The sequence below is a fragment of the Streptomyces sp. NPDC002574 genome, assembly GCF_042889545.1.
Classification (GTDB): domain Bacteria; phylum Actinomycetota; class Actinomycetes; order Streptomycetales; family Streptomycetaceae; genus Actinacidiphila.
Genome location: NZ_JBIARB010000006.1, coordinates 123210 through 136420, shown reverse-complemented (window position 1 = coordinate 136420; position 13211 = coordinate 123210). Strand labels below are relative to the sequence as shown.

The 13211-nt window shown below is 73.8% G+C and carries 13 protein-coding genes and 1 tRNA gene; 9 read left to right on the top strand and 5 right to left on the bottom strand.

Annotation, left to right across the window (positions count from 1 at the left end):
• Positions 1 to 139: 139 nt before the first annotated feature.
• From ACFYXS_RS15740 to ACFYXS_RS15725, 4 genes are all read right to left on the bottom strand, one after another.
• Positions 140 to 1609 (bottom strand): FAD-binding protein, encoded by a 1470-nt coding sequence (locus tag ACFYXS_RS15740; RefSeq protein ID WP_389248218.1) that lies wholly within the window; start codon positions 1607 to 1609, stop codon positions 140 to 142.
• A 154-nt stretch (positions 1610 to 1763) separates the two neighbouring features.
• Positions 1764 to 2570, bottom strand: coding sequence for a hypothetical protein (locus ACFYXS_RS15735; RefSeq protein ID WP_389248216.1), 807 nt, complete (start codon positions 2568 to 2570; stop codon positions 1764 to 1766).
• Between the two features lie 66 nt (positions 2571 to 2636).
• Positions 2637 to 3158 (bottom strand): SigE family RNA polymerase sigma factor, encoded by a 522-nt coding sequence (locus ACFYXS_RS15730; RefSeq protein ID WP_389248214.1) that lies wholly within the window; start codon positions 3156 to 3158, stop codon positions 2637 to 2639.
• A gap of 43 nt (positions 3159 to 3201) precedes the next feature.
• Entirely contained in the window at positions 3202 to 4293 is a 1092-nt protein-coding gene (locus tag ACFYXS_RS15725; RefSeq protein ID WP_389248211.1) for an MFS transporter, read from the bottom strand.
• A 164-nt stretch (positions 4294 to 4457) separates the two neighbouring features.
• Between ACFYXS_RS15725 and ACFYXS_RS15720 the strand changes: the two genes are divergently transcribed.
• Positions 4458 to 4727: a DUF6343 family protein gene (locus ACFYXS_RS15720; RefSeq protein WP_389248209.1), complete on the top strand. Its 270-nt coding sequence runs from the start codon at positions 4458 to 4460 to the stop codon at positions 4725 to 4727.
• Between the two features lie 72 nt (positions 4728 to 4799).
• Here ACFYXS_RS15720 and ACFYXS_RS15715 read toward each other — a convergent pair.
• Positions 4800 to 4873, bottom strand: a tRNA-Met gene (locus tag ACFYXS_RS15715).
• Positions 4874 to 5102: 229 nt separating this feature from the next.
• On the opposite strand from ACFYXS_RS15715, the gene ACFYXS_RS15710 reads away from it, so the two are divergent.
• Genes ACFYXS_RS15710 through ACFYXS_RS15675 form a run of 8 tightly spaced genes read left to right on the top strand, consistent with a single transcriptional unit; the run spans position 5103 to position 13210 of the window.
• A complete protein-coding gene (locus tag ACFYXS_RS15710) occupies positions 5103 to 5453 on the top strand; it encodes an NADH-quinone oxidoreductase subunit A (protein ID WP_389248207.1) in 351 nt (116 codons plus the stop codon).
• The gene (locus ACFYXS_RS15705) at positions 5444 to 6589 is read left to right on the top strand and encodes a hypothetical protein (RefSeq protein WP_389248205.1); all 1146 of its coding nucleotides are present in this window, start codon (positions 5444 to 5446) and stop codon (positions 6587 to 6589) included. The genes ACFYXS_RS15710 and ACFYXS_RS15705 overlap by 10 nt, the downstream gene beginning before the upstream one ends.
• Positions 6582 to 7511 (top strand): NADH-quinone oxidoreductase subunit H, encoded by a 930-nt coding sequence (locus ACFYXS_RS15700; RefSeq protein ID WP_389248203.1) that lies wholly within the window; start codon positions 6582 to 6584, stop codon positions 7509 to 7511. The genes ACFYXS_RS15705 and ACFYXS_RS15700 overlap by 8 nt, the downstream gene beginning before the upstream one ends.
• A gap of 27 nt (positions 7512 to 7538) precedes the next feature.
• Positions 7539 to 8099, top strand: coding sequence for an NADH-quinone oxidoreductase subunit J (locus tag ACFYXS_RS15695; RefSeq protein WP_389248856.1), 561 nt, complete (start codon positions 7539 to 7541; stop codon positions 8097 to 8099).
• A complete protein-coding gene (locus tag ACFYXS_RS15690) occupies positions 8096 to 8401 on the top strand; it encodes an NADH-quinone oxidoreductase subunit NuoK (protein WP_389248201.1) in 306 nt (101 codons plus the stop codon). The genes ACFYXS_RS15695 and ACFYXS_RS15690 overlap by 4 nt, the downstream gene beginning before the upstream one ends.
• Complete coding sequence (locus ACFYXS_RS15685) at positions 8398 to 10281, top strand: NADH-quinone oxidoreductase subunit L (RefSeq protein ID WP_389248199.1); 1884 nt, start codon at positions 8398 to 8400, stop codon at positions 10279 to 10281. The genes ACFYXS_RS15690 and ACFYXS_RS15685 overlap by 4 nt, the downstream gene beginning before the upstream one ends.
• 5 nt (positions 10282 to 10286) lie before the next feature.
• Positions 10287 to 11792 carry a NuoM family protein gene (locus ACFYXS_RS15680; protein ID WP_389248197.1) on the top strand — a complete coding sequence of 502 codons (1506 nt, stop codon included), beginning with the start codon at positions 10287 to 10289 and terminating at the stop codon, positions 11790 to 11792.
• Positions 11789 to 13210, top strand: a complete 1422-nt coding sequence (locus ACFYXS_RS15675) for an NADH-quinone oxidoreductase subunit N (RefSeq protein WP_389248195.1) — start codon at positions 11789 to 11791, stop codon at positions 13208 to 13210. The genes ACFYXS_RS15680 and ACFYXS_RS15675 overlap by 4 nt, the downstream gene beginning before the upstream one ends.
• Position 13211 lies beyond the last annotated feature (1 nt).

The window sequence follows — 13211 nt, the reverse complement described above, 5'->3', positions numbered from 1 at the left end:
CAACCTCATGGTTGCACGACATCGACCCGTCCCGCAACCTAAGGGTTGCACGTGCCCGATGTCCGGGTACGCGAAGGGCGGCCGCCCCGGTCGCGAGGACCGGGCGGCCGCCCGAGGTCACGGGGTCACGGCTGCCCCGTCAGAAGATCCCCTGCCCCGGGACGAGCACGTCGCGCGGGTCGAAGCACCGCTTCGCCTCCGCCAGGGCGGGCCACACCGGGCCGAAGTGCGCCCGCCAGTCGGCCGGGCCGAACGGGACGGAGCCGACGGGGTACTGCGTGCCGCCCGCGGCACGCGCGGCCTCGTAGGCGGCGCGGTTGGCGGCCAGCAGGCGGTCGACGCCGGCGGTGTCCTCCGGCGGCGCGGTGCGCAGTACCGCCAGCAGGTACGGGACCGGGTCGTCGGGCACGCGCAGCATCGGCCGGTGCAGCCGCTCGCGCAGCAGGGGGTAGAGCAGCACCACACCGGGACCGAGGTCGGCCGGTGTCAGCGCGTCGAGGATGCCCCCGGCCACCGCGGCGGCCTGCGCGCCAGGGATGAGCAGGTTGAGCCACGGGTGCGCCCACGCCCACAGGCCGGCCGACTTCAGCGCCGCCACGGAGGCGGCCAGCCGGTCGAGGAACACGTAGTAGTCCAGGTCCTCCGCCTGGACGCCCGCGGGGTCGTGGCGCAGGCCCGCGAGGAGCACGGCGTCGTCCGGGTGGGCGTCGTAGGACACGGCCTCCAGGACGTAGCCGTTGAAGGCGCCGTTCCCGTCCGGCACCACCTGGCCCTCGACGTAGCCGAAGCGGCCGTCCGTCACCAGCAGCCGCTGGTCGGCCAGGAACGTCTCCAGGTCGCTGTAGGGCAGCAGATAGTGCCGGACCGTCGTCGGTGCCTTCCGCAGCCGGACGGTGGCCGAGACGATCACCGCGCACTGGCCGAGCCCCGCCAGCACGGCTTCGAAGAGCTCGCGGTGCCGGGTCGGCGAGCAGCGCACCAGCTCGCCCGCGCCGGTGACGACGCGCAGTTCGGTGACGTTGTCGACCTGCGCGCCGTGGTGGTGGCTCTGACCGCCCAGGCCGCCCACCGACAGCGTGCCGCCGACGGACAGTTCGAGGTAGTCGGTGAACACCGGCGGCGTCAGCCCGTGGACGAGCGTCGCCCTGGTGACGTCGCTCCACTTGGCGCCCGCGCCGACCGTGACGGTGCGGCTGTGCGGGCCGACCGGGCCGATCCGCGCCAGCGGCGTCGTCTCGACGACGAGCCCGCCGGCGACCTGCGCCTGGCCGTTCGTGCCGTGGCCCTGGCCGCGCGGGGCGACCTTGAGGCCGTGCCGGTTGCAGAACCTGACCATCGCCACGACGTCGTCCACCGACCCCGGGCGCAGCACCGCGACCGGCCCGCGGTGCACGATGTGCCCGAAGTCGTCGGCGGCCGCGGTGAGCGAGTCCTCGTCGGTCAGCAGCACCCCGTCCAGGCGGGGCAGCCCCACCAGCCCGGCCGCGCGCTCCGTGCCGGGCGCCGCCACGGCCCAGCTGCGGCCTGCCGGGTCGAAGCCGACGACCACGGCGCCAGTGGCGGCGGCCACTGCGCGCAACGCGGTCCGCCGGGTGGGCAGTTGGGACATGCGCTCCCCCTGATCGGGTCGGACGACGAATCAACCGTGCGGGAGTGTAGGCCGGGGCGGCCCGACCCGCAGGGGACTCGTCCCAACCCGCGGCGACCCTGATCACGCGGTCGCGCTGGTCCACTGCGGGAGCGGGCCGAGCCGTCGCCGGCGGTCAGGTGGGCGTGGCCGTCGGTCCCCCGCTGATGCCCCCGGGTGGAGCGGGCGCGGGGAAGGCGCCGAAGACCTCGTCCCAGCGGGAGGAGCGGGCGACCGCAGCCAGTTGGCCGGCGGTCAGGGGCGGATCGGGGCGGGTGGCCGGGGTCCCCTTCTCGGTCGCCGCGTTCCATTCGTTGACGTCCACCTGGTGGCCCTCGGGGGTGGTGAGCGTGGCGCGCCAGTTCCTGGGACCCACCCGTTCGTCGTTGTACTCCCACCCCCGGATGACAACGAGTACGGATTTCCCGGGCAGTTCGGTCCGTGAGCACCGGCTGCCCTGCTTCAGCACCGCGGGATCCGGGCACTGGTTCTGCCGCTGCCCGTCGGGCACGACGCTCAGGCCGACGGAGAGCAGGGACGCTCCCTTGCCGTCGTCATGGACGAGTTCGGCGTACGGCGACGGACGCGTCCCGGCCTCGATCTCGGTGCCCATGGCGCGCTCACCGGAGATCGTGCCTTTGGGCAGCAGCGCCTTGAAGATGTCCAGCATTTCCTGGCCGGAGACCGTGGTGCGCGGCGTGCCGAGGGAGCTCGGCCGCTTCGCGGGCGGCTCCGCGTGCCGGGACGCGGCACCGGGCACGACCACCACGGCACCGACGCCCGCCGCCGTGACGGCGACGAAGGCACCCGTCACCGCGGCGGCGCGCCTTCGCCGGAGGGTCCGGCCGCGCGCGAGGCCGGCGGCCACGAGCGAGGCGGTGTCGGGGCTGAAGGCGTCACCTGTGCGGCGCAGCGCGGCGCCGAGGTCGTCTTCGAATGGCATGGGAGTACCACCGTCCGTGGAAGAGCGGGAAGCCGTGAACCGGAGCATTGCGGGGGGTCAGCGGGGTCAGCGGTGGGACACCAGGTCCACGAGGCTGTCGCCGAGCAGCTCGCGCAGCCGGGCGAGCGCGCGGAACGACCGCGTGCGCACGGTGCCGGAGGTCAGCCGCAGGGCTTCCGCGGTCTCCTCGATGCTCCGGTCCTCCCAGTAGCGCAGCACCAGCACCGCACGGTCCTTGGGAGACAGCCGGGCCAGGGCGTCGAGGAGGGTCAGCCGCAAAAGCGTCGTGTCGCCGTCCGGGGACGCGCCCGACGGGATGTCGGGGAGCTCTCCGACGGGCGACTCGCCGCTGCTGCGCCGCCGCTGATGGGTGAGGAAGGTACGGACGAGTACGGTCTGGGCGTAACCGGCCGGGTTGCCGATGCGGTTGATGCGCCACCAGGTGAGGTACATCTTGCCGAGGGTCTCCTGGACGAGGTCTTCGGCGAGATGCGTGTCGCCCCCGGTGAGCAGGCAGGCCGAACGGAAGAGGTGCGCCGCTCTGGTCGCGGCGAACTCCAGGAAGTCCTCCGTGCGTTCCTCGTGCATCCGCCGCCCCCTGGTCGTGATCGTCTTCCGGCGCGCCTTCACCTCACTGATGCCGTGGACGCCCGGAAATGTTGCACCGCCACAGCAGCAGGGCCCCGGCCAGGAACGGCAGACCCGCCACGGCGAACAGCGGCGCGGGACCGGCCCAGCCCGAGCCGAGCGCCCAGAGGCCGAACAGCAGCAGCGCGGCGGCCTCGGAACCCAGCCCCGCCAGGGAGGTCACGGTGGCCCGGGTGCGGTCCCCGAGCAGTTCCTGGAGTCGGGCGTCGGCGGCGGCGCCCGCCCAGTCGAAGACCCCGAACGCCACCGCGACGGCCAGCAGACCGGCCGGGTGACCGCTCGCCGTTCCCGCGCCGGCCGCCAGGCACAGCCCGGCCGCCGCCGGGGCCGCGGGGGCCCAGCGCATGCCGCGCCCGGCGAGCCAGCCGCCGGCGGTGGCGCCCGCGGTGACCAGGAGCACGAGCACCGGTACGAGGGGCGTGCTCACGCCGGTGGCCCGCGCCAGCAGCGGCACGTACTCGTCCAGCGCGGCCGCGCCCGCCAGCAGCGAGACCACCGCGAGCATCCGCGCCACCCCCGGCTCGTGCCGGGCCTCGGTCAGCGCGTCGCGCAGCAGTGCGCGGTAGCCCGGTTCCTCCTCCGCCGGTCCCCGGCGCCGCTCGGGCAGGCGGAGCGCGGCGAGCGCGGTGAGCACCGTCACGGCGATGCTGGCCAGCCCCACCGCCCGGTAGCCACCCGCCCCCAGCAGCGGTCCGGCCGCGGCCGTGGCCGCCAGCGCGGCCGTGGTGCCCAGGGCCTGGGAGCGGCCGATGAGACGTGCGTACGCATCGGCCGCGCCCGCCCCGGTCAGCCCTTCGTGGACGAGTGCCTGCAGCGCCCCCGACCGCAGTGCGCTACCGGCGCCCCACAGCACGAATCCGGCCGCGAAGGAGGCATAGCCGGGCAGGAAGGTCCACAGGGCGAAGCCCGCTCCGGTCAGCAGCGGCGCGACACACAGCAGGGCACGCCGGGAGAAGCGGTCGGCCCACACCCCGGAGGGCACTTCCAGCGCGAACGCCGTGAACGACCAGAGGGCGAAGAGCGAGGAGATCCCGGCCTCGGACAGCCCGGAGTCGGCGAAGAGCACCGCGTACACCGGGTAGAGCGGGATGAGGTCCTCGAGGAAGGCGTAGGCGTACAGCCTGCGCGCGAGGAAGGACTCCGGGGACTTCGAGGACTCCGGGGACTTGCCTGAGGATCAATGTCGCCATGTCATGACACGAGCGTACTGGGGTACGTCTCCGTTGAGGAGTGGTTTCCATGCACCTGGGACGTACCGGAAGCGAACCCCTGCAGGCCCGCAGCGCGCTGCGGCTGAGACTGGGGCTGGCCGCCTTCGGCCTGGTCTGGGCGATCGCCGGGACGGTGATCTTCTCGATCCTCGGGCAGATGGGCTGGGCGATCTTCTTCGGCGTGCTGGCGCTGGCCGCCGCGACCGACCTGGTGGTGGTCGTCCACCACATCCGGCAGGGCCCGCACTACCAACCGGGGCGTGACGTGCCCCCGTACCACCCCGTGCGCAGGCGGTGACACCGCGCGCACGTCGCGAAAGGCGGGAATGACGGAAGGCCCGGCGCTTGCGCACCGGGCCTTCCGTTTCAGTAGCGGGGACAGGATTTGAACCTGCGACCTCTGGGTTATGAGCCCAGCGAGCTACCGAGCTGCTCCACCCCGCGTCGATGAACACCACCCTACGGGGTGCCGGCCCCAGGACCAAATCCATTTCCCCCGGCCGCGCCGGACCGGGTCCGCGCAGCATCGCCGGCCGGCGACGGGAGGCCCCGGACCCTCTGGCGCGCCTCCCCGCGCGACCGGTCGAAACGGGCGACACTCTCATCCCGCGGAGGGAAAGCGGATGGTCCGGGTCGAGCGGCGCGCTTCGGCGCCGAGGACGCGAGGTGAGCGGTGAGCGGGTTCTCTGCCGCGCTTTCGCTGCTGGGGCTGGTGGTCCTGGCCGTCGGCCTCGGGTACGGGGTGAGCCGGCTGGTGCGGGTGCCGTCCGGGCACGTCGACGTCATGCCCTTCACCTCGGGGCTCGAGCCCGCCGAACACGCGGTCAGCCGCTTCCATGTGCGCTGGTACACGCCGGCGATGCTGTTCCTGGCCTTCGACATGGAGATGGTCTTCATGTACCCGTGGACGCGGGTCGTCCGGGCGATGGGACCGAGCGCCGTCATCGAGATGTTCGCCTTCCTCGGCATCCTGCTCGCCGGAGTGGCGTACGCCTGGCGGGAAGGCGCCCTGCGGTGGGTGTGAGAGCGGCGATGCTCCGCTCGGTCGCCGCCCGGCCTGCGGTTCTGCTGGTGACCGTGCCCGGCGGGACCGGTGCGCGGCTGGCCGCCGAGCGTGAGCTGCGGCAGCGGGACCTGCCGGTCGCCCTCACCCCCGCGGGGGCCGACATCCTCCTCGTCGCCGGCCGGCCGGCTCCCGCCCTCGCCGACGCGGTCGACCGGTTGTGGCGGGACATCGCGGCGCCCCGCGCACGAGCGGACGTCCGCGACGCGGGCGAGGTCGCCACGGCCCTGGACACGTGCGCCGTACGGCTGTCCGATCCGGCCGGACACCTGTCCGCCCCCGGGGCGGACGCCCGGGAAGCGCGCGTGCGGCACGGTGGCCTGCCGATGGCCGCGCCGGGCGAGGACCGTGACGGCCTGACGCTGGACCGGCTCCATGTACCGCTGGGCCCGCTGCTTGCCGACTGGCCGGCCGGGCTCGTGGTCCGGCTCGCCCTGCAGGGTGACGTCGTCCAGCGGGCCGACGTGGACGGCGGCGTCGCCGCGCACGGACCGCCGTTCTGGTCGGAGCCATGGCTGCGTGCCGCGGCAGGGGAGGACGTGACGGTGGGTGCTGCGGCCCGCCGACGGGCCGCCGCCCACTTGGACAGTCTGGGCCGCTTCCTGGCCGTGGCGGGTTGGCCCTCGCAGGCCACCGTCGCGCGGCGGCTCCGCGACGGGTTGCTCATGGGGTCGGAGACGACCCGGCTCCGGCGGGAGGTGCACGGGTTCTCCCGGCGTGTCGGCCGGTCGCGGACCCTGTACTGGCTGACCCGGGGACCGGGCGAGCTGACGCAGGGCCAGGCGCGTGACGCCGGAGTGGAGGGCCCCGCGGCGCGGGCGGGCGCGGACGTACCGGCCCGCTACCGGCAGTGGCTCGCCGACGTCGAGCGCGATCTGTCCCGGCTGGACGACCCTGCCCCGCTGGATCCGTCGGTGGATCGCGGGCCGCGTGGCCGGGCGGACGGTACGCGACGGCCGTCCGCGGCGCTGGTGGAGGTACTGCCGCGCATGCTCGCCGGTGCCGAACTGGCCGCGGCCCGGCTGATCGTGGCCAGCCTCGACCCGGACCCGGACGAGTACGGGTCGCGACCCGTCGGGGCAGTGGCCGGTGGCTGACTCCTCGCCGTGGTGGTCCGTCCTGGTCGCCCCCGTTCTCCTGGTGGCGCTCGCCGCGGTCGCGCTCGCCGCGGACGGAATGCTGGCCGCGCGGGACGCCGGACGCCCGGTCACCGTGGCGGCGGGCGGACGGCGGCTGCTGGCCGTGCCCCGGCTCCTGGTGTCCCAGCCACGCCGGATGCCCGCCCCGGACCTGCTGCTGTGGCGGCTGGGCGTGGTCGCGGTCCCGGCAGGCGCCGTGCTGTCGGTGCTGGTGATCCCGTTGGGCCGTTGGACGGTGGCCGATGTGTCCGTGGGCGTCGTGTGGTTCAACGCGACGGAGGTGCTGACATGGGCCGGTCTGTGGCTGGCCGGATGGGGTCCGGATTCGGCGTTGTCCCTGATCGGCGGCTACCGGTTCCTCGCGCAGGGACTCGCCTACGAACTGCCGTTGATGTTCGCGCTGATCGCACCGGCGACGGCGGCGGAGTCGCTGCGGGTGGGTGACATCGTCGGGGCCCAGCACGGTCTGTGGTACGCGGTGTGGATGCCCGTCGCCTTCGCCGTCCACGTGCTGAGCGTCCTGGCGTTCAGCTTTCAGGGGCCCTTCGCGTATCCGGCCGGGACGGACATCGCCGGAGGCGTGCTCGCCGAGGCGTCGGGCGTGGACCGCCTGCTCCTGCAGGCGGGGCGCCGGCTGTGGCTGGCGTCGGGCGCGGCGATGGCGGTCGCGTTGTTCCTCGGCGGCGGGAGCGGTCCCGGGCTGCCCGCCTGGGCCTGGTCGCTGGTCAAGACCGTACTGATGGTCCTGGTCCTGGTGTGGGTCTCGCGCCGGGTTCCCGTGCTCCGCGCGGACCGGTGGGCGGAGTTCGCGTGGGTGGTCCTGACGCCCTTGACGATCGTGCAGGTGCTGGTGCCGGCCCTGGTCGTACTGAACCGCTGACTCGTACCCGGTCGTTGGGAGGTGGCTGTGCACGCGGTGCTGCTGTGGGCGCTGGGCGCAGGGGCGTTGACGGGCGGCGCGCTGGTGTTCGTGTGCGGTTCGATGGCCAGGGCCACGTTCTCGATGCTGGGGTCGCTGTGCTGCGCCGGAGGGGTGGTCGTGGTGCTGGGGCTGCCCTATCTCGGTGTGGTCATCGTGCTGATGATGATCATGGAGATGGCGATCATGGCGGTGTTCATGGTCGCCTACATGATGGATCCGGCCGGACTGACGCCCATGTCGATGGTGCACAACAAGCGCGGAGCGCTGGCCACGTCCGTCGCGGTGTTCGCGGCGCTCGTCACGGGGATCTTCGTGGTGCCCTGGCCGCAACGGGCCGGCCGGGCCCCGTCGGACACCACCTTCCAGGTCGGGCGCGCGCTGATGGACGACCAGATGCTCGCGATGGTCACCCTGGGCGTGACGCTACTGGCCACCATGGTCGGCGCGACCGTACTCGCCACCCGACGGGGCCGCTACGACCGGTTCGGCGACGACCTCGACCAGCGGCCGGCCCGGGACCCGGCCGGCGGAGGGGTGGGCCGGTGACCTTCCCACTCGTGCTGGTGCTGGCGGCGGGGCTGTTCTCGACCGGCCTGTTCGGCGCGCTGTCCCAGCAGTCGATCGTCATGGTCATGATGGGGATCGAGTTGATGATCGGCGGAGTCGTCGTCGCCGCGGCCGCGTTCTGGCACTTCCTGGCCCCGGCCGCGGGAAGCGGCCAAGTGGTGGTCGTGGCCGCGGTGGTCGCCATGGCGGTGGAGATGGCCATGGGCTTCGCCGTCACCACGGCGATCTTCAGGGCCCGGCAGATCGACATGACCGACATGGCCGGGGATCTCAAGGGATGAGCGCGATGCCGTGGCTGCTGGTCGCCGTCCCCCTGGTCACCGGAACGGTCCTCGCGGCCCTGGGCACGACCCGGTGGCGCGCCCGCCCCTGGGTCCCCGCACTCGCCGCGGCCGCGGCCGCGGCGACTCTCGGGTCGGCCGTGGCCTGCGCGGTGCTGAGGCCGCCCGCGGCCGGCGCACCGCTGTTCTCCGGCGTCCGGGCCGGGTTGCGCGTCGACGGGCTGTCCGCGGTCATGGCGGTCACCGTCGCGGTGGTCACCCTCGCCGTCGTGGTCTTCTCCGCCGGCGAGTTCGGCGCACAGGAGAACCGGGGCCGGTTCTTCGGGATGCTGCTGATGTTCGCCGGGGCCATGCTCGTCACCGTCACGGCCGTCACCCTCCCGCTGCTGCTGATGGCCTGGGAGCTGATGGGGGCGACCAGTTGGGCGCTGATCGGCCATTGGTGGCGGCAGCCGGAACGCGTACGGGCCGCGGACACCGCGTTCCTGACCACCCGGACCGCCGACCTGGGTCTGTATCTGGCCGCGGGCGCCGCTGTGGCCGGCGGCGTCGGCTCCCTGCGCCTGGACGCGCTGCCGCAGGCCGACTCACTGTGGCTGCACGTACTCACCGCGGGAGTCGTGGTCGCAGCGCTGGGAAAGTCCGCGCAACTGCCGTTCTCCTTCTGGCTGTCACGGGCCATGCAGGGCCCCAGCCCCGTCTCGGCGCTGCTGCACTCCGCGACCATGGTCGCCGCCGGGGCGTACCTGCTGCTGCGGCTCCAGCCCCTGCTCGCCGCCTCCGGCTGGGCCGGACCGCTGGTGGCCTGGGCCGGCGCGGCGACCGCGCTGGCCCTCGGCGTCGTCGCCGTCGCGCAGACCGATCTCAAACAGTTGCTGGCGGCCTCCACCTGCGCACAGATCGGCTTCATGGTGCTGGCCGCCGGAAGCGGGGGCGTTGCCGCGGGCACCACACAGCTCGTCGCGCACGCCGCCACGAAGGCGGGCCTGTTCCTGGCCGCGGGCGCCTGGCTGAGCGCGCTGGGCACCAAGCGGTTGACGGCCCTGCGCGGCGCCGCCCGCGCCTTCCCGCTGGTGGGCGCCGCTTTCACCGTCGGGGCGCTCACGCTGGCGGGCCTGCCGCCGCTGTCGTTGTGGGCGGCCAAGGACGAGGTCCTGGCCTCCGCCCGCGCCGACGACATCGGGCTGTACGCCACCGGGTCGGCGGCCGCGGCCCTGGCAGCGGTCTACAGCGTCAAGGCCCTGTGGTTCGTCACCAGGCCGCTGCCCTCGGATCCCACCGCGGGCTACGACACCGAGCAACGCGGCACCCGCCAGGTGCCCGCGTTCGCCCATGCGCCCTTGTGCGTGCTGGCCCTGGCCGCGGCCGTACTCGGCGTGCTGGCGCTGCCCGGCCCCGCGGCCTGGCTGCGCACGGCCGTCGGCACACCCCACGAGCCGTCACCGCGGCCGTGGGAACTGGGCCTGTCGGCCGGTGTCGCGCTCGCCGCGGCGGCGGTGACCTGGCGGTGGGCGGGTCGCCCCGTCCGCCTTCCCGGCGTCGCGGTCCGGTGGGCGGCCGACTGGCTGTCGCTGGAAAAGATGGCCCATGCCCTGGTCGTACGGCCGGTGCTCGCGCTGGCCAGGTCCCTCGCCGTCTTCGACGACCGGTTCGTGGACGGTGCGGTGCGCCTGGCTGCGGGCGGCGCGACGGCCGCCGCGCGGTGGGCCCGGCGCCTGGACGACGGCGGGATCGACGCCGTCGTCCGGGCCGTCGCGGCCGGGACCCGGCGCCTGGGAACCTGGGCGCGCCGCCCGCAGACCGGACTCCTCCACCAGTACTACGCCCAAGCCGCCGCCGGCTTCGCCGTGCTGGCCATGATCGTGCTGTTGGTGAGGTAACCCCTGTGCTGACCGTCGTCACCTTCCTGCCGCTCGCGGTGTGCGCCGCGCTGATGCTGCTGCCCCGCGCGCTCCCCCGCCGGGCGTACACCTGGACGTGGATCGCCACCGCCACCGCCGACCTGGCCCTGGTCGTCGTCCTCTGGGCCGGCTTCGACCCCCACGGCGGCCTGCAGAACCAGCAGCGGGTGCGCTGGATCCCCGGCGCGGGAGTGGGCTACCACGTCGGCGTGGACGGCCTGTCCCTCCCACTGGTCGCCCTCACCTGCGTGCTCTTCCTCGCCGTCGCCGTCCAGTCGCTGCGCGAGACCCGCCGGGTGCGCGCTTACGTCTGCCTCTTCCTGTTCCTGCAGACCGTCGCCGTCGGGTTGTTCGTGGCCCTGGACCTGATTCTCTTCTTCGTCTTCTTCGACCTGTCCATCGTCGGCATGTTCTTCGTCATCGCCGGCTGGGGCCACGGGGAGCGGGCCCGGGACGCGGCCCTGAAGTTCTTCCTCTACACCTTCGCCGGGTCCCTCGCGCTGCTGCTCGGCTTCATCGGCCTCTACCTGGCCGCGGACCCGCACACCTTCGACATCCTCGACCTCACCCGCACCGGCCCGCTCGCCGGCCGCGGCGGCTATGCGGCGCTGGTCCTGCTGGCGATCGGCGTCGGCCTCGCCGTCAAAACACCCGTGGTGCCGTTCCACACCTGGCTGCCGCCGGCCCACACCGACGCCCCCGCCACGGGATCGGCCATCCTGGCAGGCGTCCTGCTGAAGATGGGCACCTACGGATTCGTGCGGATCGCGATGCCGCTGCTGCCGGGCAGTTGGCGGCAGTACGCGCTCGTCTTCGTCGTCGTGGGCGCGGTGTCCGTGGTGTACGGCGCCCTGGTCGCGCTCGCCCAGACCGACTTCAAGCGCATGATCGCCTACACCTCGGTCAACCACATGGGGTACATCGTGCTCGCCGTCGGCGCGGCCGGCACGCTCGCCGGCACCGATGCCCAGGCCCGCTCCCTGGCCACCACGGGAGCGGTGACGCAGATGGTCAGCCACGGCCTCATCACGGGCGCGCTGTTCCTGCTGTCCGGAGTCCTGTACGACCGAGGCGGCACCTACACCATGTCCGCGTACTCCGGCCTGGCCGCGTACACCCCGCGCTTCGCGGCTCTCACCGCGGTCGCCGCGTTCGCCGGCCTCGGCATCCCCGGGTTCTCCGGCTTCGTCGCGGAGTTCCAGATCTTCGCCGGAAGCCTCGGGCCCCAGACCGTCGCCACGTGCGTCGCGCTGACCGGGATCGTCCTCACCGCCGCCCTGTTCCTGCTCGCCCTGCGCCGGATGTTCCTCGGGCCGCCGCAACTGCCGCACTCCGTGGGCGCGGGCGCCTTCGACGACCTGACCACGACCGAGGCGGTCGCCACCGTGCCGCTGCTCGGCGCCGCTCTCGCCATCGGGGTCGCACCGCGCTTCCTGCTGGACGTGATCGAACCGGCCAGCCGTACCCTGATCGGGCTGGTCGCCCGGTGAACCAGAACCTCGCCGCCCTCGTCCCCGAACTCGCCCTGCTCGGCGCCGCCGTGGCCGGCCTGCTCGCCGGGTCCTGGCTGCCGCGCCGCCGTCAGTGGATCGTCGCGGCGCTCGCGGCCGCTGCTTGCGCGGCCGGTCTGACCGCGACCGCGGTCACCATGGCCACCGGGCGGGAACAGACCGTCTTCACCGACGCCTTCGCCGTCGACACCGCCACCGACGTCGGCCGGCTCATCGTGCTCGGCGCCCTGCTGCTGGTCGTCGCCCTGTCGGTGGAGACCGTGCGCGGCCACAAGCGCGAGAGCGAGTACTACGTCCTGCTGCTGCTGACGGCCCTCGGCACGCTCGCCATGACCGGCGCGAACGACCTGCTGATGCTCTTCGCCGGCTACCTGCTCGCGAGCGTCCCCGCGTACGCGCTGACCGGCTTCGCCAAGGACGTGACCGGCACCGAAGCGGCCCTGAAGTACTACCTGATGGGGGCGCTGTTCGGCACCACCATGCTCGCCGGTGCCGCGCTGCTGTACGGAGCCGGGCACGGCACCGCGTACCCGGGGCTGCGCACCGCGCTGCCCGCCGCGTCGTACGGGCTCGTCGCCGTCGGGCTGGTCGCGCTCCTCGCCGGACTGCTCTTCAAGATCGGCGCCGTCCCGGCCCACTTCTGGGTGCCCGACGTCACCGAGGGCGCACGCACCGCCGTGGCCGCGTACGTCACCACGCTGCCCAAGGTCGGCGCCCTCATCGCCCTCTACCGGCTGCTGCACCAGGCGTTGCCGGCCGTCGACGTCAACTGGCCGCTGCTGATCGCCGTCGTCGCCGCCGTCACCATGACCCTGGGCAACCTGGCCGCCTTCTTCCAGCGTTCCGTCAAGCGGCTGCTGGCGTACTCCACCATCAGCCAGGTCGGCTACCTGCTCATGGCGCCCGCCGTCGCCACCCGGAGCGAACTCGCGCAGAAGGGACTGCTGCTGTACCTGGCCGCCTACGCCGTCACCAACCTCGGCGCGTTCGCCGTCGTCACCGAACTCCCCCACGCCCGCACCCTGGCCGACTACCGCGGCCTGGCCCACCGCCGTCCCGCGCTCGCCGCCGTGCTCGTCGTGTGCCTGCTCGGTCTGGTCGGCACGCCGCCCACCGGCGTCTTCCTCGGCAAGCTGGAGATCTTCAGCGCCGCCGTCGACGGCGGTCTCACCTGGCTCGCCGCCCTCGCCGTCGCCAACACGGTCGCCTCGCTCTTCTACTACCTGCGGTGGCTCGCACCCGTCTTCGCCACCGCTGATCCCGCGCCCGCCCCGGCCCACACCGTCCTCGGCCACTGGGCCGCGGTGACCGCCGTCGCGGCCGCGGCCCTCTCCCTCGCCCTGGGCGTCGCCGGCGGAGCCGTCCTCCCGCTCACCACCGGCGCGCTCCTGCCCTGAG